This window comes from Arthrobacter zhaoguopingii, assembly GCF_009828605.1.
Lineage (GTDB): Bacteria > Actinomycetota > Actinomycetes > Actinomycetales > Micrococcaceae > Arthrobacter_D > Arthrobacter_D zhaoguopingii.
This window is the reverse complement of sequence record NZ_WIAE01000005.1, coordinates 152535-175772: the sequence shown is the minus strand read 5'-3', so window position 1 is coordinate 175772 and position 23238 is coordinate 152535. Positions and strand designations below refer to the sequence as shown.

Genomic DNA, 23238 nt, shown 5'->3' with positions numbered 1-23238 from the left:
AACCGTTACGAGGAAGGGCAAGAGCCCACATGACAATGACAGATCCTGTCGCAGACATGCTCACGCGTCTGCGCAATGCAAACTCGGCGTACCACGACTCCGTGTCGATGCCGTACAGCAAGCTCAAGGCTCGCGTAGCCGACATCCTGAAGGCCGAAGGTTACATCGCCGGCTGGAAGGAAGAGGAAGCGGAGGTCGGCAAGAAGCTGACCATCGACCTCAAGTTCGGCCCGGACCGCCAGCGTTCCATCGCCGGCATCCGCCGCATCTCCAAGCCGGGTCTCCGCGTTTACGCGAAGTCCACCAACCTGCCCCACGTGCTGGGCGGCCTTGGAATTGCCATCCTGTCCACGTCCTCCGGTCTGCTCACGGACCGCCAGGCATCCAAGAAGGGTGTGGGTGGGGAAGTCCTCGCCTACGTCTGGTAGCGGGAAGGGAAAGAAAAATGTCACGTATTGGACGTCTCCCCATCACCGTACCTGCAGGTGTTGAGGTCAAGGTCAACGGCAGTGAAGTCTCCGTCAAGGGATCCAAGGGCGAGCTGAGCCACACCGTGCCCAGCCCGATCGAGGTCTCGCTCGAGGACAGCACCCTCACCGTCAGCCGGCCCAATGACGAGCGCGTTTCGCGCTCACTGCACGGCCTCACCCGCACGCTGATCTCCAACATGATCGTCGGAGTCACCGAGGGGTACAAGAAGAACCTTGAGATCGTGGGCACGGGTTACCGTGTCCAGGCCAAGGGAAGCGACCTGGAGTTCGCTCTGGGCTACAGCCACCCGGTTGCCGTCAAGGCCCCCGAGGGCATCGTCCTGACTGTCGATTCCCCCACCAAGCTTTCGGTGTCGGGCATCAACAAGCAGCAGGTCGGCGAGGTCGCTGCAAACATCCGCAAGCTGCGCAAGCCCGACCCGTACAAGGGCAAGGGCATCCGCTATGCAGGCGAGATCATCCGCCGCAAGGTCGGAAAGGCCGGTAAGTAACCATGGCAATCAGCATCAATAAGAAGCGCTCCTCCAAGAGCAAGTCCGCCTCCCGCGGACGCCGCCACCTGCGCGTGCGCAAGCGCGTCTCGGGGACCGCGGTCCGTCCGCGCCTGGTCGTCAACCGTTCGGCCCGCCACGTATTCGTGCAGGTCGTCGACGACACCAAGGGCATCACCGTGGCTTCCGCCTCGACGCTCGAAGCGGACCTGCGCGCCTTTGACGGCGACAAGACCGCCAAGGCCAAGCGTGTTGGCGGGCTCGTCGCAGAGCGCGCGAAGGCTGCCGGTATCGAAGCTGTCGTTTTCGACCGCGGCGGTAACAAGTACCACGGCCGTGTCGCGGCCATCGCAGACGGCGCACGCGAAGGTGGGCTGTCACTGTGACCGAAGAAAACAAGGCAAAGGAAGCGCCATTGAATACGGCTACAGAGCAGCCAGCAACCGACGCCCCGGCTGCCGGTTCGACTGAGACCGCATCGGCCGACAGCCGAGGCGACCGTGGCTCCCGCGGAAGCGGGCGCGGCGGCGAGCGTGGCGGCAAGAGCGACCGTGGTGGCCGTGGTGGCCGCGACGGGCGCGACGGCGGCCGTGACGACAAGGACAAGTTCATTGAGCGCGTCGTCACCATCAACCGCGTCGCCAAGGTCGTCAAGGGCGGCCGCCGCTTCAGCTTCACCGCCCTCGTGGTGGTAGGCGACGGCAACGGCATGGTCGGCGTCGGCTACGGAAAGGCCAAGGAAGTTCCCTCGGCCATCCAGAAGGCCGTCGAGGAAGCCAAGAAGACGATGTTCCGCGTCCCGCGCATCGGTGGAACCATCCCGCACCTGGTGCAGGGCGAAGCCGCTGCCGGCGTCGTACTCCTTCGTCCCGCATCCCCGGGTACCGGTGTTATCGCCGGTGGTCCGGTCCGCGCGATCCTCGAGTGCGCAGGCATCCACGACGTCCTGTCGAAGTCCCTCGGTTCCTCCAACGCCATCAACATCGTTCACGCGACCGTTGACGCGCTGCAGAGGCTCGAAGAGCCCCAGGCCGTGGCAGCCCGCCGTGGCCTGCCCCTGGACGAGGTTGCCTCGCACCAGATGCTCCGCGCCATCGCAGCACAGAAGGTAGGTGCGTAATGACCGCGATCACTCCCAAGCGCGTGCAGGTGAGCACGGCGAAGCTGCAGATCACTCAGATCAAGTCCGCCATTGGCGGCAAGCAGAACCAGCGCGACACCCTGCGGTCCCTCGGACTGAAGCGGATCGGCCACACCGTGGTCCGTGAAGCCGATGCTGTGACCGTCGGCATGGTCAACACGGTTCCGCACCTCTTGAAGGTTGAGGAGGCCAAGTAATGGCAGAGGAAAAGACAGCGGCTGTAGCCGAAGGAAAGACGGAGCGCGTTCACGCTCTGAAGGTCCACCACCTGCGTCCGGCCCCCGGAGCCAAAACCAAGAAGACCCGTGTGGGCCGTGGTGAAGGTTCGAAGGGTAAGACGGCAGGCCGTGGCACCAAGGGAACCGCAGCCCGCTACCAGGTGAAGGCAGGATTCGCAGGCGGCCAGCTGCCGCTGCACATGCGTCTGCCCAAGCTGCGCGGGTTCAAGAACCCGTTCCGCGTCGAGTTCCAGGTTGTAAACCTGGACAAGATCTCGGAGCTCTACCCCAACGGTGGCGAAGTGACCGTCGAGTCGCTCGTCGCCCTGGGTGCGGTGCGCAAGAACCAGCCCGTGAAGGTGCTGGGGACCGGCGACATCACCGTGGCAGTCGATGTGAAGGCTAACCGCTTCTCCTCGACCGCAGCCGAGAAGATCGCTGCCGCCGGCGGCTCAATCAGCCAGCTTTAGGCAGATCCGCTCGTGATCCGGCTGTGTTCAACCACGGCCAGGAACTAGACTCTTGGTGGGCCGGTGCAATCCGGCCCACCAGGAGTTTTCCGGCTTAAGCGCCGGCTCATCTCCGCCCGGTTCTCAGACATCGGGCTTCGACCGTTAGACTCGGTTGTTGTGTACTGTCCGCTTCGGACATCCAAGACCTTCAGGAGGACGCTTGCTAAGCGCTATTGGCCGGGCATTCCGGACGCCAGACTTGCGGCGCAAGCTGTTGTTCACGCTGGGCATCATCACCATCTTCCGGCTCGGCGCGTTCATCCCGGCCCCCGGAGTCGACTACGGCAACGTCCAGCAGTGCCTGAGCCTTGGCAACACGCAGGGCGGCCTCTACGAGTTCGTCAACCTGTTCAGCGGCGGTGCCCTGCTGCAGGTGTCGGTCTTCGCCCTGGGCATCACCCCCTACATCACCGCGAGCATCATCACGCAGCTGCTGCGCGTCGTGATTCCCCGCTTCCAGGAACTCCATGAGGAAGGCGCCCAGGGCCAGTCACGGCTGACCCAGTACACGCGCTACCTCACGATCGCCCTCGGCCTGCTCAACGCGACGACGCTGGTGTCGCTCGCGCGCTCCGGGGCTCTGCTGGGCGACTGCCCGGTGCCGCTGATCCCGGACGACTCCCTGATCACCATCATCCTGCTGATCATCACCCTTACCGCGGGCACCGGCCTCATCATGTGGATGGGCGAGCTGATCACCGAGAGGGGTGTCGGCAACGGCATGTCCCTGCTGATCTTCACCGCCATCGTGGCAAGCTTCCCCACCTCCCTCGGCGAGATCCTGCGCACCCAGGGCTGGACGGTCTTCCTGGGCGTGATGCTCATGGGCGTGGTGGTCGTGGCGCTCGTCATTTTCGTCGAGCAGTCCCAGCGCCGCATCCCCGTGCAGTACGCCAAGCGGATGATCGGGCGCCGCACCCTCGGCGGCAGCAGCACCTACATCCCGATCAAGGTCAACATGGCCGGCGTGATCCCCGTGATCTTCGCGTCCTCCATGCTGTACCTGCCGACGCTGATCGCGCAGTTCAACACCCCCACGGACGGCCAGACGCCGCCGCCGGAGTGGGTCAACTGGATCACCACCTACCTCGCGACCGGTGACCACCCGCTGTACATGGCGGTGTACTTCCTGATGATCGTGTTCTTCACGTACTTCTACGTGGCGATCACGTTCAACCCGGACGAGGTCTCCGAGAACATGAAGAAGTATGGCGGCTTCATCCCGGGCATCCGGGCCGGCCGCCCCACGGCGGAGTACCTGCAATACGTGCTCTCCCGCATCACCCTGCCGGGCGCGATCTACCTGGGCCTCGTCGCCCTGATCCCGCTGATCGCCCTAGTGGCGATCGGCGCCAACCAGAACTTCCCGTTCGGCGGCACGTCGATCCTGATCATGGTGGGCGTGGGGCTGGAAACCGTAAAGCAGATCGACGCGCAGCTCCAGCAGCGCCACTACGAAGGGCTCCTCCGATGACAAGAATGCTGATTATCGGCCCTCCGGGTTCCGGCAAGGGAACGCAGGCAGCGCGCATCTCCGAGCGCCTCGGCGTGGTCGCCATCTCCACCGGCGACATCTTCCGCGACAACGTCAAGCGCGAGACGCCGCTGGGCGTCGAGGCGAAGAAGTACATGGATGCGGGGGACTTCGTGCCCGACAGCGTCACCAACCTCATGGTGCGCGACCGGCTGAAGGCCGACGACGTGCAGGACGGCTTCCTGCTCGACGGCTACCCGCGCACGGCCGCCCAGGTCGCCGAGCTCGACGACATCCTCGCCGAGAACTCCTTGAGCCTCGACGTGGTGCTTCAGCTCACCGCCGAGGACGAGGAGCTGGTGCGCCGGCTGCTGGGACGTGCGTCCCTTGACGGGCGCAGCGACGACAACCAGGACGTCATCCGGCACCGGCTGCGCCTGTACCACGAGCAGACCGCGCCGGTCGTCTCGCAGTACACCGAGCGCGGCATCGTCACCCAGGTGAACGGGATCGGCAGCATCGACGAGGTCACCGAGCGGGTCATGAACGCGCTCAAGGTCGCCAGCTAGGCCGCCGGACATTTTGCGCCAGCCCAAGATTGAGTACAAGACACCCCGCCAGATCCTGAGCATGCGCGAGGCCGGCCTGGTACTGTCCCGCGGACTCGACGCCGCGGTCGGGGCCGCCCGGGTGGGGGTCAGCACCCGCGAGCTGAATACCGTGTTCGAGGAGGTGCTCCGGGAGGCCGGGGCCACCTCGAACTTCCTGGGCTACCACGGCTTCCCCGCCAGCATCTGCACCTCGGTCAACGAGGAGGTGGTCCACGGCATCCCCGGGGACTACGTACTGCAGGACGGGGACATCATCTCCATTGACGCCGGCGCCGTCGTGAACGGCTGGCACGCCGACTCCGCACGCACCACCATCGTGGGGACGCCGCGGGAGGAGGACGTGCGCCTGTCGCAGGTCACCGAGGAGGCGATGTGGCGGGGGATCGCCGCCCTTGCCGGCGCCAAGCACGTGGGCGACATTGGGGCCGCTATCGACGACTACGTCTCTGAGCTTCCGGGCCAGCGGCTCGGCATCCTTGAGGACTACGTGGGACACGGCATCGGAACCCGGATGCACCAGGAGCCCGACGTCCTGAACTACCGCAGCTCGCACCGCGGGCCGAAGGTCCGCCCCGGGCTCTGCCTGGCCATCGAGCCGATGCTCGTCCTTGGGGGACTCGAGACCAAGGTGCTCGACGACGACTGGACCGTGGTCACCACGGACGGCAAGCGCGCCTCGCAGTGGGAGCACACCGTGGCCGTCCACGACGGCGGCATCTGGGTGCTCAGCGCCGAAGACGGCGGAGCGTCGAAGCTTGAACCGCTCGGCGTAGTCCCGGTTCCCGTCCGCGCCTGAGCTCCCGTCCGACCGCATCCGCAGGACACCGATTTAACTTCTCCGCGGCCATGGCGTAGTGTTGTCTGTTGGTTGTCTCTGCTTTTTGTGCCCATTTCGGGCCGGGCGGCCCGCCGGCTTACGAGCCGTCGCCGCCCCGAGGTCAGACAATCAAAACCCAAACCCGTCCACCGTGCAAGCGGTGGGCATCGACGTTAGCGGAGGATATGGCCAAGAAAGACGGTGTCATTGAGATTGAAGGCACTGTGAACGAGGCGCTGCCCAACGCGATGTTCCGCGTTGAGTTGGCCAACGGTCACATTGTTCTCGCCCACATCTCGGGAAAGATGCGCCAGCACTACATTCGAATCCTTCCTGAGGACCGGGTAGTAGTGGAACTCAGCCCGTACGACCTCACCCGGGGCCGTATTGTCTACCGCTACAAATAAGAATCAACTCGAAGGAAAACCATGAAGGTCAACCCGAGCGTGAAGCGGATCTGTGAAAAGTGCCAGGTGGTTCGCCGCAAGGGCAACGTTCTCGTCATCTGCGAAAACCCGCGCCACAAGCAGCGCCAGGGTTAATCAGCCTCCTAGAGGTCGACCCCACGCGTAGTTCAGTTCATTAAGGCAAAGCAGCATCGCGCTTCCGCGCAGTGCACACCCCCGGCACGGAGGCCGGGGACCGGAAAACCTTCCGGGTACGCTTTGGCTCAGACCTCCGGTATCACCAAAGGAGAACAGCCTCTATGGCACGTCTCGCTGGCGTAGACATCCCCCGCGAAAAGCGGGTTGTCATCGCGCTTACTTACATCTACGGCGTGGGCAAGACCCGTGCAGAGAAGACGATCGCGGATACGGGCATCAGCCCCAACACCCGCGTGAAGGACCTCACCGATGCAGAGCTCGTCCAGCTCCGCGACTACGTTGAAGGAAACTTCAAGGTTGAGGGCGACCTCCGGCGCGAGGTCGCAGCCGACATCCGCCGCAAGGTCGAAATCGGCAGCTACGAAGGCATTCGGCACCGCCGCGGCCTTCCCGTGCGTGGACAGCGCACGAAGACCAACGCTCGTACCCGCAAGGGCCCGAAGCGCACCGTCGCAGGCAAGAAGAAGGCCGGCCGCTAGTTCCCTGACGGCTCCCTAACCGGGCTCGCAAAGCTCGCCCGGCCAGGGGACCCTCGCCATCAGGGGCCCTTTAAGTAGGGTCTCCGGTTGGAACTTCGAGCTGACCCAATGCTTTACCCAATACCTTCGTAGGAGAAGTAATGCCCCCCAAGACTCGTGGAGCGGTGCGCAAGCCGCGTCGCAAGGATAAGAAGAATATCGCGCTCGGCCAGGCGCACATCAAGAGCACCTTCAACAACACCATCGTCTCGATCACGGACCCCAGCGGAGCAGTCATCTCCTGGGCCTCCGCCGGCGAGGTTGGGTTCAAGGGCTCACGTAAGTCCACCCCGTTCGCTGCGCAGCTGGCTGCTGAAGCCGCCGCGAAGCGCGCTCAGGAGCACGGCGTCCGCAAGGTCGACGTCTTCGTCAAGGGCCCGGGATCGGGACGCGAAACCGCAATTCGCTCGCTGCAGGCCACCGGCCTGGAGGTTGGCTCCATCTCGGACGTCACCCCCAGCGCCCACAACGGCTGCCGCCCCCCGAAGCGCCGCCGCGTCTAATCGGCTTTTCGGCCACCGCACCGCCTTGCAGCAGCCCCGGCTGCCGCAGGGCGGTTCGGTGCCGTTATCCAAAGCTTTTGAGCCGGCTCATCAGCTATCCCTTTCCACCATTTGTGTTGCGTCATATAGCGGATGCACCCTGAAAGGAAATGTACGTGCTTATTGCACAGCGCCCCACCCTGACTGAAGAAGTAGTCGCCGACAACCGCTCGCGGTTCGTGATCGAACCCCTCGAGCCTGGCTTCGGCTACACCCTCGGCAACTCGCTCCGCCGTACCCTCCTGTCCTCCATCCCCGGTGCAGCTGTCACAAGCATCCGTATCGATGGAGTCCTTCACGAATTCACGACGGTTCCCGGTGTCAAGGAAGACGTCACCGAGATCATCCTGAACATCAAGAACCTCGCGGTGTCCTCCGAGCACGACGAGCCCGTCGTGGCGTACCTGCGCAAGCAGGGCCCCGGCGTTGTCACCGCGGCAGACATCGCACCGCCGGCCGGTGTGGAGTTCCACAACCCCGACCTGCACATCGCCACCTTGAACTCGAAGGGCAAGTTCGAGCTCGAGCTGACCATCGAGCGCGGTCGCGGCTATGTCTCGGCCTCCCAGAACAAGTCCGGAGACTCGGAGATCGGCCGCATCCCGGTCGACTCCATCTACTCGCCGGTCCTGAAGGTCACCTTCCGCGTCGAGGCGACCCGTGTTGAGCAGCGCACCGACTTCGACCGCCTGATCGTCGACGTCGAAACCAAGGACGCCATCGCCCCCCGCGACGCCGTCGCTTCGGCAGGCACCACCCTGGTTGAGCTGTTCGGGCTGGCCCGCGAACTGAACATCGCGGCCGAAGGCATCGAAATCGGTCCCTCGCCCACGGACGCGGCCCTGGCCGCCGACATGGCGCTGCCGATCGAGGATCTCGAGCTGACGGTCCGCTCCTACAACTGCCTCAAGCGTGAGGGCATCCATTCCGTGGGTGAACTCGTTGCCCGCTCCGAGGCCGACCTGATGGACATCCGCAACTTCGGCGCGAAGTCCATCGACGAGGTCAAGGCGAAGCTCGTCGAGCTCGGTCTGTCCCTGAAGGATTCCCCTCCCGGGTTCGACCTTGCCGCCCGCGCCGCTGCCATCGAAGAGGACGACGCCGCCTACGGCGACGAAGAGCTCTAATACGCTAACTGCCTGACCGCCGCCCGGCGGCGGTCAGGTCCACTATGAGGAGAAATCACCATGCCCACACCCACTAAGGGCCCACGTCTCGGAGGCGGTCCGGCGCACGAACGCCTGATGCTCGCCAACCTGGCCGCCTCGCTGTTCGAGCACAAGCGCATCACCACCACCGTCACCAAGGCGAAGCGGCTCCGCCCCTACGCCGAGCGTCTCGTCACCTTCGCCAAGAAGGGCGACCTCGCCTCGCGCCGCCGCGTCCTGGGCGTCATCAGCAGCAAGAGCATCGTTCACGAGCTCTTCACTGAGATCGCACCGGCCGTCGCCAACCGCGAGGGCGGCTACACCCGCATCACCAAGATCGGCAACCGCAAGGGCGACAATGCTCCCATGGCTGTCATCGAGCTGGTCCTCGAGCCGCTGTCGGCCAAGCAGGCAGTCGTAGCCGAGGCCGAGCAGGCCAAGGCAGCCCCCGCCGCTCCGGCCGAGGAGACCGCAGCGCCGGTCGAGTCAGCCGAAACCGTCGAGGCGACCGAGACCGCTGAAACCGCCGAGACCGTCGAGGCGACTGAAACCGCCGAGACCGCAGAGTCGACCGAGGCTGCAGAGCCCGCAGACACCGCTTCCTCCACCGACGAGGCCGCAGCGTCCGATGACGCCGAAGCCCCCGAGGCCAAGAAGTAACTTCGCCGAAGCTGGTTGAGTAAGTTCGTGAATGATCAGTTGCCCGCCGGACCCGAGAGGTCCGGCGGGCTTCTGCGTGTCCGGCTCGATATCGCCTACGACGGCGCTCCCTTCGCCGGCTGGGCACTGCAGCCGGGCCACGTCACCGTGCAGGGGGTGCTCGAGGAGGCCCTCTTCACGCTGCTGCGGCGCACCGCCCGCCTCACGGTGGCCGGCCGCACCGACGCCGGTGTCCATGCCCGCGGCCAGGTGGCCCACGTCGACCTGTCGCCGGCCGAGTGGCACGGCATCGGCCGGGGGAAGGACGTGGCGCCGGGGGAGGCCCTGACGCGGCGCCTGGGCGGCACGGTGAACCGGGTCCTCTCCGATCAGCTCACCGGGCGGGGACGCTCGATCAAGAACTCCATCCCGGCCGTCGTCGTGAAGAAGGCTGACCTGGCGCCGGCGGGCTTCGACGCCCGCTTTTCGGCGCTGTGGCGCCGCTACAGCTACACCATTGCCGACTCCCGCGTCGAACGCGACCCCCTCGCCCGCCGCACGGTGCTCTGGTACCCCGGGGAACTGGATGTGGAGCTGCTCGACGCCGGCGCCGCGCAGCTGACCGGCCTCCAGGACTTCCGGGCGTTCTGCAAACCGCGGGAGGGTGCCACCACGGTGCGCGAGCTGCAGCGCTATGCCTACCGGCGGCGGTCCGACGGGATGATCGAGGTGACGATCCAGGCCGACGCCTTCTGCCACAACATGGTGCGCGCCCTCGTCGGATCCACCCTGCGGGTCGGAAGCGGCGAACTGCCCGTCGCCTGGATCGCGGAGCGCCTTGCCGCCCGGGTGAAGGACGCCCGTTCCGTGCTGGCGCCCCCGCACCCGCTGGTGCTTGAGGAAGTGGCCTACCCCGGGGTTGAGGAGCTTGGTCTGCGGGCGGAGCTGACCCGCGCCCGCCGGGCCGCTGAGGAGCCACGCGAAGCCGCTGGAGGGGCTTAGCCCGGCAAGGAGGCCTCAGGGCTTCCGTCAAGGAACAGCACCGCCAGGACGGCCGCCAGGATCATGCCGGGGCCGAAGGGAAAGCTGGTGTTTCGGGTGCCGCGCCCCGAGAGCAACAGGGCAATACCCGCCAGGCCCCCGAAGATGAACCCGCCCAGCAGCGCCGCCAGCCAGGCCCCGACGCCGACATAACCGCCGTACAGGCCAAGGACCCCGGCTAGCTTCACGTCACCCATGCCCATTCCGGCGGGGGAGATGAAGGCCAGCAGCAGGTAGAACAGGAACATCACGGCGCCGCCGAGCAGCGCGCCCACCAGCGGCCGCCAGCCGCCCTCAACCGCCGCGGTGAGCAGCGCTATTCCCGTGACGGCGAGGAACGGCAGCAGCAGAGCGTTCGGCAGGAGCTTGGAACGCAGGTCGATCGCCGCGAGCAGCACCCCGAAGACGGGCAGCACCAGGTACAGCAGGACCTCCGTCGGTGCTTCGGCTTTGAGGGCGCCGAGGGCACAGAACAGACCGGTGAGGACGGCAACGGGCCACCGCCAGCGGCCGGGGAGGACGGTCCGTGGATCCCGTGCCGCCAGCGGGAACATCCGGTAGGCGGTAAGGCCGCCCGCGACGGCGCATACGAGCGCGAGAATGGCCCCCGGTGCGGCGTCAGGCATGGGTCGGCACCTGCCGGCAGACCCCGTCGGTACTGCCCTGAATCGTGGAAATCCGTAGGTAAATCAACTTTCCCCTGTCGTTGGATCAACCATCATTATCACTCCTGTTGGTACAGGAGTGACGAGGGTTACTATTGTCCTATTCAGCGGGGGTCCTGCGAGGTGTGGGCCGCAGTAAGACCCGAATGCGAGGCGCATAACTGGACTGAAGGCGGAAGGCGTTATGAACGATCCTGGGGTGGCGGTCGTTATTGAGGACGACGACGATGTCCGGAACCTCCTGAGCGCCGTCCTGCGGCAATCAGGGTTTGAGGTCCATGCTGCGCCCACGGGCCGCGACGGCGTCCGCCTGGTCCGCGAGGTGGAGCCGATCGTCGTCACGGTCGACCTCGGCCTGCCCGACATCGACGGCTACGAGGTGCTGCGCCGGGTCCGGGCCTTCAGCGACTGCTACGTCGTCATCCTGACCTCGCGCGCGGATGAACTCGATGCCCTCATGGGCCTTCAATCGGGGGCCGATGACTACCTCACCAAGCCGTTCCGTCCCCGCGAGCTGCGCGCCCGCATCGCGGCGATGATGCGCAGGCCCCGGTCCGGTTCGGACGGCGTATCCCTAATGGGCGGTGGATCCTCCGGATCCGTTCCCGGCCCCGGCGGTGCCCGGAGTGCGCGGACGAGCACCATCAATGTGCTGCGGCACAACGGGCTGGTGCTTGACCACCACGCACGGACCGTCTCCGTGGATGGCGCCGAGCTGTCCCTGACCCGCAGCGAGTTCGACCTGCTCCACGCGCTCCTTCTGGGCCGGGGCGCCGTTCGAACGAAGACCGACCTGGTCAAGGTGGTCCGGGGAGAGGGCCCCGGAGCCTCGACCTACATCAGCGATTCCGACGAGCGGGCCATCGAGGTCCACATGGGGAACATCCGGCGGAAGCTGTGCGAAGACCCCCGGAACCCCCGGTGGTTCCAGACGGTGCGCGGCGTGGGATATCGGCTGACGCCCGAGCAGCCCTAAAGCGGTTCTGTTCAACGCAGGGTGTACGCCGGGCGGGGTGTCGGCGATACTGTGGGCGGAAGCAGAGGAGCGCCCATGGGCAAAGTAGTTCTGTACAGTTCGGTTTCGGTTGACGGCTTCATCGCGGACGAGGACGACCAGCCCGGACCGCTGTTCGACTGGCTGCTCAGCGGTGACGTGCCGCTGGACGAGAGCGGCGAGTTGAAGGTGTCACAGGCGTCCTACGACTACACCAGGGCGTACTGGGACCAGATCGGGGTGACTGTCGCCGGCCGCAGGGTCTTCGACATGACGGATGGCTGGGGTGGGAATCCCCCAAGCGGGATCGATCACGTGGTCGTCGTGACGCACCGTCCCGCGCCTGAGGGCTGGGACCCGCGGGCACCGTTTCACTTCGTCGACGGCGTCGAGGCAGCCGTGGCCAGGGCGCAGGAGCTTGCGGGGGACCGCATCGTCGAGGTCGCAGCCGGCGACGTCGGTGGTCAGGCGCTTGCCGCGGGCCTGGTCGACGAGGTGCGCATGGACGTCGTCCCCGTCGTGCTCGGGTCCGGCAAGCGCTACTTCGGGCCGGTCCACGCGCAGCACCTGTTGGAAGGACCTGAAGAGGTGATTGAGGGCGACCGGGTGCTTCACCTGCGCTATCGGGTGCGCCGTTGAGCGGCTACACCCTCAGCCGTGACGAGCACCTCAAGCAGGGGAGCCCAGGCACAGGTGGCGCCAAGGGGCGCCACCTGCCCGGCGGGGGCTAGGAGGCCGTATCGGCGTCGTGTTTGTCCGGCCGGTAGCCGGCGACCGCGGCGCGGATATCGCCCTCTTCGTGCCCGCCCTTCTTCTTGCCGAACGGCAGCACCTTCAGCAACGGGTGCACGACCGCCATGACCAGGAGGCCCCAGGCGAGTCCGAGGATAGCCGAGCACAGGGTGTTTACCAGCCAGGCCAGGAAGCCGCCCACGACCGCGATTCCGACGAACGGGTGCTCCAGGGTGTGGACCAGGTCGTACGGGGCGTGCCAGCCCAGGTCATAGGCTCCCTGCAGCATGATGTGGCCGCCGACCCAGAGCATGGCGATCGTCCCAATGAAGGTGATCGCGGCCAGCACGGCAGGCATGGCCTTGACGAGCGCCTCGCCGATGCGTTTGGAGCCCGCGGAGTCTTTTTTGGCCAGGTGTAGGCCGATGTCGTCCATCTTGACGATGAGCGCGACGGCGCCGTAGACGAGCACCGTGATCGCCAGCGCCACCACGACCAGAATGATCGCCCGGGCCCAAATCGACTCACTTGCCACCTCGTTGAGCGAGATGACCATGATCTCGCAGGAGAGGATGAAGTCGGTGGTGATGGCGCCCTTGGTGACCTTGGCCTCCGCTTCCGGGCCACGCTCCACCACCGGCGCCTCTTTGGCCTCGTGGTGGCCGCGGATCTTGTGCCACACCTTCTCGGCACCCTCGTAGCACAGGTAGGTGCCGCCGAGCATGAGGATGAAGGGGATGACCGCCGGGATGAAGGTGCTGATCAGCAGCAGCGCCGGCAGGATGATCAAGAGCTTGTTCCGCAGCGAGCCCCAAAAGATCCGCTTGATCATCGGCAGTTCGCGCGAGGGATCCGCCCCGGAGACGTACTGCGGGGTGACGGCGGCGTCGTCGATCACCACGCCGGCGGCCTTGGCCCCCGCCTTGGCGGCCCCGGCGGCGACGTCGTCCACCGAGGCGGCCGCAATGCGGGCAATGGCTGCGACGTCGTCGAACAGGGCGAAAAGACCGCCGCTCACAGGTGGCCTCCGCACTGCTTGGAGGTGGACGGCTGGGCGGAGAGGCCACGGTTGAGGCGCGTGATCAGCATGCTTAGAGTATAAGGTCGCGCGGGGCTCCTCGATCTACCTCCGCCGGTTTGCGAAGCTGCGTCTTAGCGTGGCGGTTGCGGGGAGCTGAAGTGGTGTCCGGCCGTCTCGCAGTTACACGCAGCGGCTGGTGAGCAGGTAGGTGGTGCGCAGTTCCACGACGGTATCCCGTCCGCACCGCTCCAGGGCGGGCAGGGCGCCGAGCGCCTCGCGGATCTGGAAACGGCGGAGGGAGCCTTCGATCCGGGTGGCCAGAGCGGAGAGCCTGGGTGCGCCCACCATGGTGGAGGCGGCCCGAAGGTTGACGACGGCCTCAAGGGCCGCTTTGGCATCCTCCTCGGCCAGGGACGAGGTGAGACGGTGGATGCGCTCGTCCCAGAACGCCACGTAGTCGCTCACGAAGGCCCGTACGGTAGCGATGTCGTCGAGTTCCTGCCCGAGCTCTTCCAGGACCGTGGGATCCAGCAGGGGCGCAGCGCCGGCATCGCCCGCGTCGGGGCAGACGGCGGAGGTCTGCGCGGAGCGGGCAGCGCCTTGGCTGTCCTGGCTGGGATCGTACGGTGTTGTTGGCACTCTCTAAGGCTACTTTCGAAGTCCATCGCCGGGAGTAGGAAAAGCCGATACTTCGGAAAAACTGCGCCATTACTGTGGTGCTGAGATCCGCCGAAAACCATTCGCAGGATTAGCCGAGTGTTCTCATGATGTTGATTGCAGCGGGGCCAAGCATGACAATAAACATCACAGGAAAGATGAAAAGGATCAGGGGAAATAGAGTCTTGACCGGAAGCTTCATTGCCTTCTCCTCGGCGCGCTGACGACGTTTTACCCTTGCCTGCTTGGCCTGGGTCTTGAGGACTGTTGCAATGCCGATGCCGTATTTGTCAGCCTGTACCACGGCACGCACGAAGCTCTTGAGATCGTCGACCGTGGACCGCTCGGCCATGGACTGATAGGCCTCACGGCGAGGTCTTCCGACCTGGATATCTTGAAGAGTCCGGACAATCTCCTCGGCCAGTGGGCCTTTTCCGTTTTGTCCTGCTCGCGCCATCGCCGTCTCGAAGCCCAGGCCGGCTTCGACCGAGATGAGCATCTGGTCCAGTGTGTCCGGCAGTTCCTGCTCGATGGCCGCTTGGCGTTTAACTGCCGAGTTGTAGATGAGCAGGTCTGGCACGAAATAGAACAGCGCGGTGATGAAGAGCCCGAGAAGTATCATCTGCACGCCTGGATTGTTCCTGTACAGCATGAGTCCAAGCGCAGCACCAACGAGGGCGAGAGTCGGTTTGATGATCAGCACTTTGTCGAGCGGCATTGACCGAGGGCGGCCGGCGAACGCTAGAAGCCCATCCAGCTTGGCGATGTAAGCGGTAGGCGTGACCTTGCGGACCGAATCGATAAGCACCGGCGTCGGCGTCTGTGCCTGCCCGTCTGGTCCACTGATGCCGTTCGAGAGGTTCGTCCTGATGGCCGCTGCCGCGGCGCGGTCAGCCGAAAGGAAGGCCCACGTCAGGTATGTGAGGGGAAGGATTATGAGAGCAATCGATGCCCAAACTGAAGTCGTCATTATCTCCCACCCTAAAACTTGATCTTGATCATTCGACTCAACCAGAAACCACCTATTGCATACATAATTGCGCTCAGCACGATTAGAGCGACGCCAAGGGGGTGTTCAAATAGGACAGCAATGTATGTGGGGTTCATGATCTTAAAAATCACCGCGATCGCGACCGGTAGGCCCATCAAGATGTAAGCCGACATGATCCCTTCGGCACTGAGCGACCGAATCATGCCTTTGATTTCGCTTCGTTCCCTAATGGTCTCGGCGACGTGCTCGAGGACCTCTGCGAGATCGCCGCCGACCTCGCGATGAATCTGGATTGCCTGAGCGATCCATTCGAAGTCCTCACTGTCCATCCGCCGAGCGGCATCCGCGATCGCCTGCTCCGCATCCTTGCCGATCCGGGTCTCATTGATGATTCGTGAGAGTTCTTCCGACGTTGGTGCGTCGGCGTCGACTGCCACAGCGTCGATCGAGCGCATGACGCTGTGACCCGCGCGGAGTCCCCCGATCAATGTTTGGATGGTGTCCGGAAGTTGGGAATCGAACTTCATCCGGCGCTTATTGGTGCGCATGTTGAGCACGAGCTTCGCAACAAACGGGGTTGCAAGTGCTGAAAAAACTCCCACGGCGGAATGTATCAGCACCCCTACGGCGACACCGCTGACAACGGAAGCTGCCAAGACGAAAACCGTGACCTCGGCAGGAGACGCCTTGATTCCCGCGTTATACAGGGTTTCCTTGCTGTAGAGCCCGCCTTTTTCGCCGATGACCCCATCGACGGCGGTGACCGTCGATTCGGTGACGCGGCTGAACACCGAAAGCTCGGGGTGGGTGGACGGCCGACGCCGGTCGAGCGGAATTGAGCTATGGCTGGGTTGCAGGACGACAAGGAACACCAGGAGCAGCGCAGCGGAGCACATGCCGACGGCGCTGAAAAACACGACCGGGCTGTCCACGGCTATCGCCGCCCCATCGGACCGGTTGGGGTGGCGAAGACGTTCGGGGACACGTGGATGCCCAATTCCTCGAAGCGGTCGAGGAATCGTGGCCGCACGCCCGTGGCAATGGGTTTACCCAGAAAACGGCCCTGCTGGTCCATGCCGGCCGAGTAGTCAAAAAGGAAAGCGTCTTGGAGTGTAACCACCTCTCCTTCCATCCCTTGAACTTCGGTGACATGTGTGACGCGTCGGCTTCCATCCCGCATGCGGGTGAGCTGAATGATCAGGTCCACGGCGGAGGCGATCTGCTCGCGGATGGCCCTGAGGGGCAGGTCCATTCCTGCCATGAGAACGAGCGTCTCAAGCCGTGCGATGGCATCGCGGGGGGAGTTCGCGTGAACCGTCGACAACGATCCGTCGTGGCCGGTGTTCATCGCCTGAAGCATGTCCAGGGATTCACCCCCACGGACCTCACCGACGATGATGCGATCCGGCCTCATACGGAGTGAATTGCGCAGGAGCTCGCGGATGCCGATCGCGCCCTTGCCCTCGATATTGGCCGGGCGGCTCTCAAGGCGGACGACGTGTTGTTGCTGGAGCTGGAGCTCCACCGCGTCCTCAATGGTGACGATTCGGTCGTTCTCAGGGATAAACGACGAAACAACGTTCAGCATTGTGGTTTTTCCGGTGCCCGTGCCACCCGAGACGATAATATTGAGGCGCGCCCGCACGCAAGCGCTGAGGAGCTCGGCCATCTCCGGGGTCAGGGAGCCCCATTGGATGAGGTTTTGCACCGTGATCGGCACGTGGCTGAACTTTCGAATGGTCAGGGACGGCCCGTTGACCGCCAGGGGCGGAATAATCGCGTTGACGCGCGAGCCATCTTCGAGCCGGGCATCCACAAGAGGTGAAGACTCGTCGATCCTTCGCCCGACTTTTGAGACAATCCGCTCGATGACCTTTCGCAGATGGTCGTCAGAACTGAATTTGCCGTCGGTCAGAGAGAGATGCCCGTTTCGCTCGACGTAGATCTGGTCGAACCGGTTCACCATGATCTCAGTGATTGAGGGGTCTTCGAGGAGCCGCTGAATCGGGCCGTAACCCATTACCTCGTCTGCGATCTCGCGGATCAGGCGACGTCGCTCCTCCGGGGAGAGCGGCACCTGCTCCTCATCGATGACGGCGGACAGTTCGTCACGGGCGGTTACCCGTAGCTCTTCTTCCGAGACGGAAGAGTCACTGAACCGGGATCCCATCCGCTTGAAAAGCGCCTCGGCTGCTCGCGCCTTAAGGCCGGCGAGTGCGTCGACCGTCGACGCTACCGGTGGCGCCTTGAGGGAAGAAAGGGGCGAGGCCGAGGTCGGTGAGGGTGGCGTCACCGGCGGGACGAAAGCGGGAGATTCCTCCGTCTCATCGCGGGTCTCTGCCTCAACACCTCCCTGCGGTCGTGAAATGGGTTGAACTGCGTTCATCCGATCTGACAACCTCATGACACGACCACCCGCCGATGCTGCTTGCGCTTTGCCTGTCCCTCAGGCCGGAACCGGTCGACAAGGTCCTGGAGCCCCTTGGTTGCAGCGTCGCGGGCGGTGCCCTGAAGGACCGGGATGCCCCGGTTCGTCGAAAAGGGCAGCGTGCGCGAACGGGGAATCACCACGTCCACCGGCACACTCAGAGTGGCCTCGACGTCCTGCACAGAAATCCCACTCCTACGATCGGCGAAGTTGAGGACGACATGCCGATCCCGTGGTAGGAGCTGAAGCTCCCGCAGGACGTCGAGACACTTGTGCAGACCCCTTACGCTCGGGACATCCATCCCGCAGACCCACACTCCATCTGTCGCCTGATCCAATGTTGCCAGGCAGTGCTCGCCGAGTCCGGGAGCCGTGTCCACAACGACATACTGGAACTGGCTTGCTAACTGGGTGAGGAGTCTCGTCACATGCTCTGCTGTGATGTAGTCCGATTCGGCGGGTGTGCGCGGCGCGCACAGCGCGTAGACGCCTGCAGGATGCACGGTGAGGAATGCCTTCAGCACCATCGAATCTTGCGCGGCCGGCCCGTGGACCGCTTCTGTGATCGAGTGTTCGGGCTCAAGCAACAGGCCCGTGGCAACGTCACCAAACTGCAGATCGAGGTCGACGAGGACCACTCCCATTGGAGCGATCTTCCCTAAGCCGATGGCCAGGTTTGTCGCCACAGTCGTCTTTCCGACTCCGCCCTTTGGAGACATGACCGCAATCACCCGGCCAGTACCGTGCTCTGGCTCAGGGCCGGTGGAAAGTCCACGGCGTCTGCTGCCCGCGGCGAGGCAGCAGCGCTCGAGGAGTATCCGGAGGTCGTCAACCCCGATGTCAGAGCCTACGACGTCCCGTATCCCCGCGCGCATTGCGGCAAGAATGAGGTCGGGGCCAGGTGGTGCGACGAGGACGAGGCTCGTCTCGGGGTACTGGAGGTCGAAGACAACGGCGAGTCGCAAAGCGTCGTCGGGGTTGACGCCTGGCCCGAGGATAAGAACTTCCGGAGGCGCCCCGCCCGCCTGCTGGAGGATTTCGTCGGGGCCCGCGGACATGACCTCGGGAGGGAGCGTCTGGAGGTCGCCATGCATCACCCCGGTAATGGCTTGGCGGACGCGGCTCTCGAAATCCCGTACTGCGGTGATAATCACAAACCTGCTCATTTGACGACCTCTGGGATGGTGATGACTGGAGGGTTGCCCTCTTCCGAGGTGTCGGTCTCCTTCGTCAACCAGATCGCGCCGAACTCAGCCCCGAAAATCACCCGGCCCGCGTTGAAGTCATTCAGGGCGAGGGTCACGAATGCGGAGCCGTTAGGCATGGCCACGCCCTCGTCCTCACCGTTCGCGGAATCTTCGGTCTGCGGTGCCGCCTGCTGCACGGCAGTCACAAGGACGTTCTGGAAGTTCAAGTTGCTGTATTCCTTGAAACCGATCATCTCGCCGGGCAGCCGGTCATTGGGCGGGGCTTCTTCCACGAGTTCCCCGGAAATGTGTACTCCGACCAGATCACCGGCCTTAAGCCGGCCGGCCAGCATCCGCTCGGGCGCGAGCAGAATGGTCACCTCCTCTAGTCCTTCGGGGACGGGCACCGTCCCGGGTGAGAACTGTTCGGGGGCTACGAGGCGTGCCGCGAGAAGCTGTTCGCCGGGCATCAAATCGGCGGCCGTGATCTTTCCATCCTGGCCATCAAGGGTGTTGAGGGAGTCTTCCGGCACAGCCGACTGCGGGATCGCTTCTGCCTGCAGGAAATCGCTCAGCTCATCGACCGGGGTGCCTGCGGGGACCCGCTCCTGTACCACGAGGACCTCAACGGGTTCGGCTCCCTGCAGCGCGCGGGCATCGGCACCCTTCACATAGATCACCAGGAGGGCTGTACCGACGACCGCGAGAAGAAGTGCGGCAATTCCTCCGATTAAGCGCGATTTCAATGTGTGGTGCTCCTTGGTTTACTGGTATTTGGTTCTACTCGTCTGGTTTTGAGGCGTATTGCAACCCCGTCGGCCTAACGTGAGAGGGAGACGATCGACGTTCCATAGCTCGGCGCACCGGGCGTCACGGTCATTCCGTCTTTGAGCGAAACGTAACGGGTGAAGAACCCTTGGATCCCTCGGCAGTTCCCACTGCACTCCGGAGCGGTGGGATCGATGCTCTCGAGCGAGCCTCCGAACTTGTAGCCCGTGATTTGGAACCCAACGAAGCCGACCAAAGTGTAGGTTCCATGGGACCCACTACCTGCGGAACCGTTGAAAAGCGGAATCAACACGGGCTCCGTCTTGAGCTTCGACAGTGCCGTGTCGCACGCGCTTGGGAAGTTGTTGCCAGGGTTGTTGCCCGCTTCACCCGCACCGATGTTTACTGCAGCCGAGCATCCTCCGCCATCGAGATCGAGCCAACCGAATCCTCCAGCAACGTAGCCGTTCTGGGCCGCACAGCCTGGATATGTCGGAGTGTTCTCGTCGTACCGCAGGAGAATGTGAACGGGGTTGGGGTCACCCGTGAAGCTTCCGGTCGAGTTCAGTTGCGCCAGTTGTGATGAGCTCAGGAACTGTTTGAAGACGCACTCGCTGATGGTCCAGGGAAGCGTCGTGCCACTACTAGGGGCGCCCCATGATGCCTCCGCAGACGCCTTGACATCAGTCGATTCAATTCCGAGCGCCCGCGCGAAGAATAGGTTAAAAGTGTTTGCGCCGGTCCCTGCATCCCTGGCGTTGGTCTCGACCCTCACCGTGCCGGCAACTGGGAAAGTTATCGAGGAAACCCCGGTGGATTTGTCATTGGCATTGCTGTTTGCGAGAACCTGTCCGGTCGTCGCGAAGGCTCCACATGTGCCGGGTGTGCCGGCCGCACAGTCCTCCGCGATCGCGAGTGCGGCCGCATCTGCACCGTTTTGAAGCTGTGCCTTTTCCCAGTAGACGGCTCCGACGTCGACGGCGAGTGCGGCGAAACCCAAGAGTGCAACGAGCAGGACGGCGACAATTATTGAGACCGCCCCACGTTCGGCATCTCGGGGCGAGCTCTTGTGCTGCGCCCGTGAGAATGAAATCTTTATCCGCCGCATCGCATGACCGCCTCGCCTTTGAGCTTTATGGGAAACAAGCCGGGGGGAAGAAAGCCGGACATGGACGGAAGTGTGACGCTCGTGGTGACCGTGACATTTCGGCCAGGCGCGCACGAAGCGACATTCGAACTGACGGCTACCCCGAGGCCGACCAAGGACGTCCCTTGGAGCGCCGCACCACTGACATTGAGTTTTGCCGGCTCGTCCCAATGAATTGCCGCATTTCGCGCCCCCTCACGTGCAGCGTGAGTCAGGGAGTTCTGAACGTGAAATACCCGGCCATACTCCATCGAGCCGATGAGGATCAGCAGGAGCACGGGCAAGAGGAATGCCAGTTCCACGGCAACTGCACCGCGCTCTCCATCCCGTTTTCCCATGCCCGTCCCTTAATGCGTATGTGTGTCAGTGAATTGAAGCGGCTCCGGCGGCCGAGGCCGCCGGAGCCCGAGGATCACGGGACAGCCGGGGTCCCGCCGAAGCTAAGGCCGCTGAAAAGAGCCTTAACGTTCAACCCCAGAGCGGTGGCGCCGACGGCCACCACGACTGCGACGAGTGCGACCATCAGGCCGTACTCAACCATGGTGGCGCCCTTTTCCTCGTTTGTGAGGCGGGCCTTAGCGGTGAAAAGCACGGTCGAGACCGTTGCATAACTTGCGAGCATGACTGACGCCTGTCGAATCTACGGAGTGAACTTGAGGCCGGTGAAGAGGGCCTTGACGTTGGTTCCCAGGAGGGTGGCGCCGACGGCCACGACGACTGCGACGAGTGCGACCATCAGGCCGTACTCCACCATGGTGGCGCCCTTTTCTTCGTTCACGAGGCGGGCCTTGGCGGTGTACAGCATGGTTGAGACTGTTGCGTAAAGTGCGAGCATGACTAACTCCTTGAAATTTCAGGACGAACCGTGGACGGACTGCCCGTGGCTGCGGCTGGCCCAGCGCCAGCTCTGATCACAAGCTAGCAACCGAATGCGCCCTTATAGTGGGATCTGTGCCGATCCTGTGGGAACCCTGACACTCCTGTGAATGTCCTGCGGGTTTCCTGCGGGAAGGGTGCGCCAAGGGTGCGCTAAAGGTGCGGTTGGGTCCGAAGTGAGGGTCGAGAGAGGGCCGGCCGGCCTCTTTTGACCTGAGGCCCTGCCCCGCGCTAACCTTGGTAGTCGTTGTGCGTATCCCAACTCGATACGTCTGCGCCTTCGGAGCGGCTCAGTTGCAGAGCCACCCGGCCCGGAGGAGCAGCCGAGGTTTTCCGGGATAACTGGTTGTATTTCAGCCCTCACCTGAAGTTCCGGTAACGCATGAATAAGCTGAGCCTGCGTCTGCGGAAAAATCCGTGGTGTGGGCGACACCGAATAAGAAACGAAGGCCATAACCGTGCGCACGTACACCCCGAAGCCAGGCGACATCACCCGCCAGTGGCACGTCATTGACGCAACCGACGTTGTCCTAGGCCGTCTTGCCAGCCAGACCGCCATCCTGCTGCGCGGAAAGCACAAGCCGACCTTTGCACCCCATATGGATATGGGCGATTTCGTCATAATCATCAACGCTGACAAGGTTGCCCTCACCGGCGCCAAGCTCGAGCAGAAGCGGGCCTACCGCCACTCGGGTTTCCCGGGCGGTCTGAAGTCCACCAACTACGCCGAACTCCTGGAGAAGAACCCGGAGCGCGCGGTGGAGAAGGCCATTAAGGGCATGCTCCCCAAGAACTCGCTGGCTGCCCAGCAGATCGGCAAGCTCAAGGTTTACCGCGGCGCCGAGCACCCCCACGGTGCCCAGCAGCCAAAGACTTACGAAATCACCCAGGTCGCCCAGTAGTCCTGGCCACCACACACTAAGAAATTAATTCAAGGAGAACCGTGGCTCAGAACCCTGAAGAGCTGAATGATTCAACTGAGGAGCTTACGAGCTACACCTCAGAGTCCACCGAGGCCAGCGAATCCGCGACGAAAGAGCGCCCCGCGCTCACCGTCGGCGGCGGCGCTGTTGGACGACGCAAGGAAGCAGTCGCCCGCGTGCGCCTCGTCCCCGGCACCGGCAAGTGGATCGTCAACGGGCGCGAGCTCGCCGATTACTTCCCGAATAAGCTGCACCAGCAGGAAGTCAACGACCCGTTCAAGCTCCTCGAGCTGGACGGCGCCTATGACGTCATCGCCCGCATCCACGGCGGTGGCCCCTCCGGCCAGGCCGGCGCACTGCGCCTCGGCGTCGCCCGCACCCTGAACGAGATCGACCGGGAGAACAACCGCCCGGCCCTGAAGAAGGCTGGCTTCCTGACCCGCGACGCCCGCGTGATCGAGCGCAAGAAGGCTGGTCTCAAGAAGGCCCGCAAGGCTCCGCAGTACTCGAAGCGCTAGTCTTTCCGCTTCGTTCCAAGCATCACCAGCGCCCGTCCGGCCTGCCGGGCGGGCGCTGCGCTTTAACCCCAGCGTGGGCAAGC

32 protein-coding genes are annotated in these 23238 nt (G+C 64.0%); 20 read left to right on the top strand and 12 right to left on the bottom strand.

Translation table 11 applies throughout. The features are described from left to right. Positions 1-29: 29 nt before the first annotated feature. The 16 genes from rpsH (at position 30) to truA (ending at position 10209) form a co-directional block, all read left to right on the top strand. Entirely contained in the window at positions 30-428 is a 399-nt protein-coding gene (rpsH, locus tag GVV77_RS08315) for a 30S ribosomal protein S8 (protein ID WP_043440638.1), read from the top strand. Positions 429-445: 17 nt separating this feature from the next. Beyond that, complete coding sequence (rplF, locus tag GVV77_RS08310; protein ID WP_120164758.1) at positions 446-982, top strand: 50S ribosomal protein L6; 537 nt, start codon at positions 446-448, stop codon at positions 980-982. Positions 983-984: 2 nt separating this feature from the next. After that, positions 985-1368 (top strand): 50S ribosomal protein L18, encoded by a 384-nt coding sequence (rplR, locus tag GVV77_RS08305; RefSeq protein WP_120164759.1) that lies wholly within the window; start codon positions 985-987, stop codon positions 1366-1368. Beyond that, on the top strand, positions 1365-2102 hold the full coding sequence (gene rpsE, locus GVV77_RS08300) for a 30S ribosomal protein S5 (protein WP_120164761.1): 738 nt from the start codon (positions 1365-1367) through the stop codon (positions 2100-2102). Before rplR ends, rpsE begins: the two co-directional genes overlap by 4 nt. Then, positions 2102-2320 carry a 50S ribosomal protein L30 gene (rpmD, locus tag GVV77_RS08295; protein WP_120164763.1) on the top strand — a complete coding sequence of 73 codons (219 nt, stop codon included), beginning with the start codon at positions 2102-2104 and terminating at the stop codon, positions 2318-2320. The genes rpsE and rpmD overlap by 1 nt, the downstream gene beginning before the upstream one ends. Then, the gene (gene rplO / locus GVV77_RS08290) at positions 2320-2811 is read left to right on the top strand and encodes a 50S ribosomal protein L15 (RefSeq protein ID WP_159617661.1); all 492 of its coding nucleotides are present in this window, start codon (positions 2320-2322) and stop codon (positions 2809-2811) included. Before rpmD ends, rplO begins: the two co-directional genes overlap by 1 nt. Before the next feature lie 202 nt (positions 2812-3013). Then, positions 3014-4327, top strand: coding sequence for a preprotein translocase subunit SecY (gene secY, locus GVV77_RS08285; RefSeq protein WP_159617660.1), 1314 nt, complete (start codon positions 3014-3016; stop codon positions 4325-4327). Next, a complete protein-coding gene (locus tag GVV77_RS08280) occupies positions 4324-4896 on the top strand; it encodes an adenylate kinase (RefSeq protein WP_159617659.1) in 573 nt (190 codons plus the stop codon). Before secY ends, GVV77_RS08280 begins: the two co-directional genes overlap by 4 nt. A 10-nt stretch (positions 4897-4906) precedes the next feature. Continuing rightward, a complete protein-coding gene (map, locus tag GVV77_RS08275; protein ID WP_159617877.1) occupies positions 4907-5734 on the top strand; it encodes a type I methionyl aminopeptidase in 828 nt (275 codons plus the stop codon). Between the two features lie 206 nt (positions 5735-5940). Beyond that, a complete protein-coding gene (gene infA, locus GVV77_RS08270; protein WP_019481515.1) occupies positions 5941-6162 on the top strand; it encodes a translation initiation factor IF-1 in 222 nt (73 codons plus the stop codon). 21 nt (positions 6163-6183) lie between these two features. Further along, positions 6184-6297 carry a 50S ribosomal protein L36 gene (gene rpmJ / locus GVV77_RS08265; protein WP_043440658.1) on the top strand — a complete coding sequence of 38 codons (114 nt, stop codon included), beginning with the start codon at positions 6184-6186 and terminating at the stop codon, positions 6295-6297. A gap of 164 nt (positions 6298-6461) precedes the next feature. Further along, entirely contained in the window at positions 6462-6839 is a 378-nt protein-coding gene (rpsM, locus tag GVV77_RS08260; RefSeq protein ID WP_120164771.1) for a 30S ribosomal protein S13, read from the top strand. A gap of 140 nt (positions 6840-6979) precedes the next feature. Continuing rightward, a complete protein-coding gene (gene rpsK, locus GVV77_RS08255; RefSeq protein WP_120164773.1) occupies positions 6980-7381 on the top strand; it encodes a 30S ribosomal protein S11 in 402 nt (133 codons plus the stop codon). Positions 7382-7536: 155 nt separating this feature from the next. Beyond that, positions 7537-8547 carry a DNA-directed RNA polymerase subunit alpha gene (locus GVV77_RS08250; RefSeq protein WP_120165531.1) on the top strand — a complete coding sequence of 337 codons (1011 nt, stop codon included), beginning with the start codon at positions 7537-7539 and terminating at the stop codon, positions 8545-8547. A gap of 60 nt (positions 8548-8607) precedes the next feature. Then, positions 8608-9228, top strand: a complete 621-nt coding sequence (rplQ, locus tag GVV77_RS08245; RefSeq protein WP_159617658.1) for a 50S ribosomal protein L17 — start codon at positions 8608-8610, stop codon at positions 9226-9228. A gap of 27 nt (positions 9229-9255) precedes the next feature. Further along, complete coding sequence (truA, locus tag GVV77_RS08240; protein ID WP_159617657.1) at positions 9256-10209, top strand: tRNA pseudouridine(38-40) synthase TruA; 954 nt, start codon at positions 9256-9258, stop codon at positions 10207-10209. Here the strand turns inward: truA and GVV77_RS08235 are convergent. Then, positions 10206-10874 carry a prepilin peptidase gene (locus GVV77_RS08235; RefSeq protein WP_159617656.1) on the bottom strand — a complete coding sequence of 223 codons (669 nt, stop codon included), beginning with the start codon at positions 10872-10874 and terminating at the stop codon, positions 10206-10208. The two genes, truA and GVV77_RS08235, sit on opposite strands and share 4 nt — an antisense overlap. Before the next feature lie 223 nt (positions 10875-11097). Between GVV77_RS08235 and GVV77_RS08230 the strand changes: the two genes are divergently transcribed. Both GVV77_RS08230 and GVV77_RS08225 read left to right on the top strand, forming a co-directional pair. Then, entirely contained in the window at positions 11098-11889 is a 792-nt protein-coding gene (locus GVV77_RS08230) for a response regulator transcription factor (protein ID WP_159617655.1), read from the top strand. 75 nt (positions 11890-11964) lie between these two features. Further along, positions 11965-12546, top strand: coding sequence for a dihydrofolate reductase family protein (locus tag GVV77_RS08225; protein ID WP_159617654.1), 582 nt, complete (start codon positions 11965-11967; stop codon positions 12544-12546). A gap of 88 nt (positions 12547-12634) precedes the next feature. Here GVV77_RS08225 and GVV77_RS08220 read toward each other — a convergent pair whose 3' ends face one another. The 11 genes from GVV77_RS08220 to GVV77_RS08170 form a co-directional block, all read right to left on the bottom strand. Continuing rightward, positions 12635-13657, bottom strand: a complete 1023-nt coding sequence (locus GVV77_RS08220) for a DUF808 domain-containing protein (RefSeq protein WP_159617653.1) — start codon at positions 13655-13657, stop codon at positions 12635-12637. Between the two features lie 183 nt (positions 13658-13840). Further along, the gene (locus tag GVV77_RS08215; RefSeq protein WP_159617652.1) at positions 13841-14299 is read right to left on the bottom strand and encodes an Hpt domain-containing protein; all 459 of its coding nucleotides are present in this window, start codon (positions 14297-14299) and stop codon (positions 13841-13843) included. A gap of 109 nt (positions 14300-14408) precedes the next feature. Further along, on the bottom strand, positions 14409-15287 hold the full coding sequence (locus tag GVV77_RS08210; protein WP_159617651.1) for a type II secretion system F family protein: 879 nt from the start codon (positions 15285-15287) through the stop codon (positions 14409-14411). Between the two features lie 11 nt (positions 15288-15298). Continuing rightward, complete coding sequence (locus GVV77_RS08205) at positions 15299-16240, bottom strand: type II secretion system F family protein (RefSeq protein WP_159617650.1); 942 nt, start codon at positions 16238-16240, stop codon at positions 15299-15301. Between the two features lie 2 nt (positions 16241-16242). Beyond that, positions 16243-17694 carry a TadA family conjugal transfer-associated ATPase gene (locus GVV77_RS08200; protein WP_425483351.1) on the bottom strand — a complete coding sequence of 484 codons (1452 nt, stop codon included), beginning with the start codon at positions 17692-17694 and terminating at the stop codon, positions 16243-16245. Between the two features lie 14 nt (positions 17695-17708). After that, on the bottom strand, positions 17709-18902 hold the full coding sequence (locus GVV77_RS08195; protein ID WP_159617648.1) for a CpaE/TadZ family protein: 1194 nt from the start codon (positions 18900-18902) through the stop codon (positions 17709-17711). Next, on the bottom strand, positions 18899-19669 hold the full coding sequence (cpaB, locus tag GVV77_RS08190) for a Flp pilus assembly protein CpaB (protein ID WP_159617647.1): 771 nt from the start codon (positions 19667-19669) through the stop codon (positions 18899-18901). The genes GVV77_RS08195 and cpaB overlap by 4 nt, the downstream gene beginning before the upstream one ends. 74 nt (positions 19670-19743) lie before the next feature. Next, positions 19744-20799, bottom strand: a complete 1056-nt coding sequence (locus GVV77_RS08185) for a pilus assembly protein TadG-related protein (protein WP_159617646.1) — start codon at positions 20797-20799, stop codon at positions 19744-19746. Further along, positions 20787-21176 carry a TadE/TadG family type IV pilus assembly protein gene (locus GVV77_RS08180; protein ID WP_159617645.1) on the bottom strand — a complete coding sequence of 130 codons (390 nt, stop codon included), beginning with the start codon at positions 21174-21176 and terminating at the stop codon, positions 20787-20789. The genes GVV77_RS08185 and GVV77_RS08180 overlap by 13 nt, the downstream gene beginning before the upstream one ends. A gap of 74 nt (positions 21177-21250) precedes the next feature. Further along, a complete protein-coding gene (locus tag GVV77_RS08175) occupies positions 21251-21460 on the bottom strand; it encodes a Flp family type IVb pilin (protein ID WP_159617644.1) in 210 nt (69 codons plus the stop codon). 18 nt (positions 21461-21478) lie between these two features. Further along, positions 21479-21673, bottom strand: coding sequence for a Flp family type IVb pilin (locus GVV77_RS08170; RefSeq protein ID WP_159617643.1), 195 nt, complete (start codon positions 21671-21673; stop codon positions 21479-21481). A gap of 499 nt (positions 21674-22172) precedes the next feature. Here GVV77_RS08170 and rplM point away from each other — a divergent pair, with 499 nt between their 5' ends. Together rplM and rpsI are read left to right on the top strand one after the other, a co-directional pair. After that, positions 22173-22616 carry a 50S ribosomal protein L13 gene (gene rplM / locus GVV77_RS08165; RefSeq protein ID WP_159617642.1) on the top strand — a complete coding sequence of 148 codons (444 nt, stop codon included), beginning with the start codon at positions 22173-22175 and terminating at the stop codon, positions 22614-22616. 41 nt (positions 22617-22657) lie between these two features. Beyond that, positions 22658-23155, top strand: coding sequence for a 30S ribosomal protein S9 (gene rpsI / locus GVV77_RS08160; protein ID WP_159617641.1), 498 nt, complete (start codon positions 22658-22660; stop codon positions 23153-23155). The last annotated feature ends 83 nt before the right edge of the window (positions 23156-23238 follow it).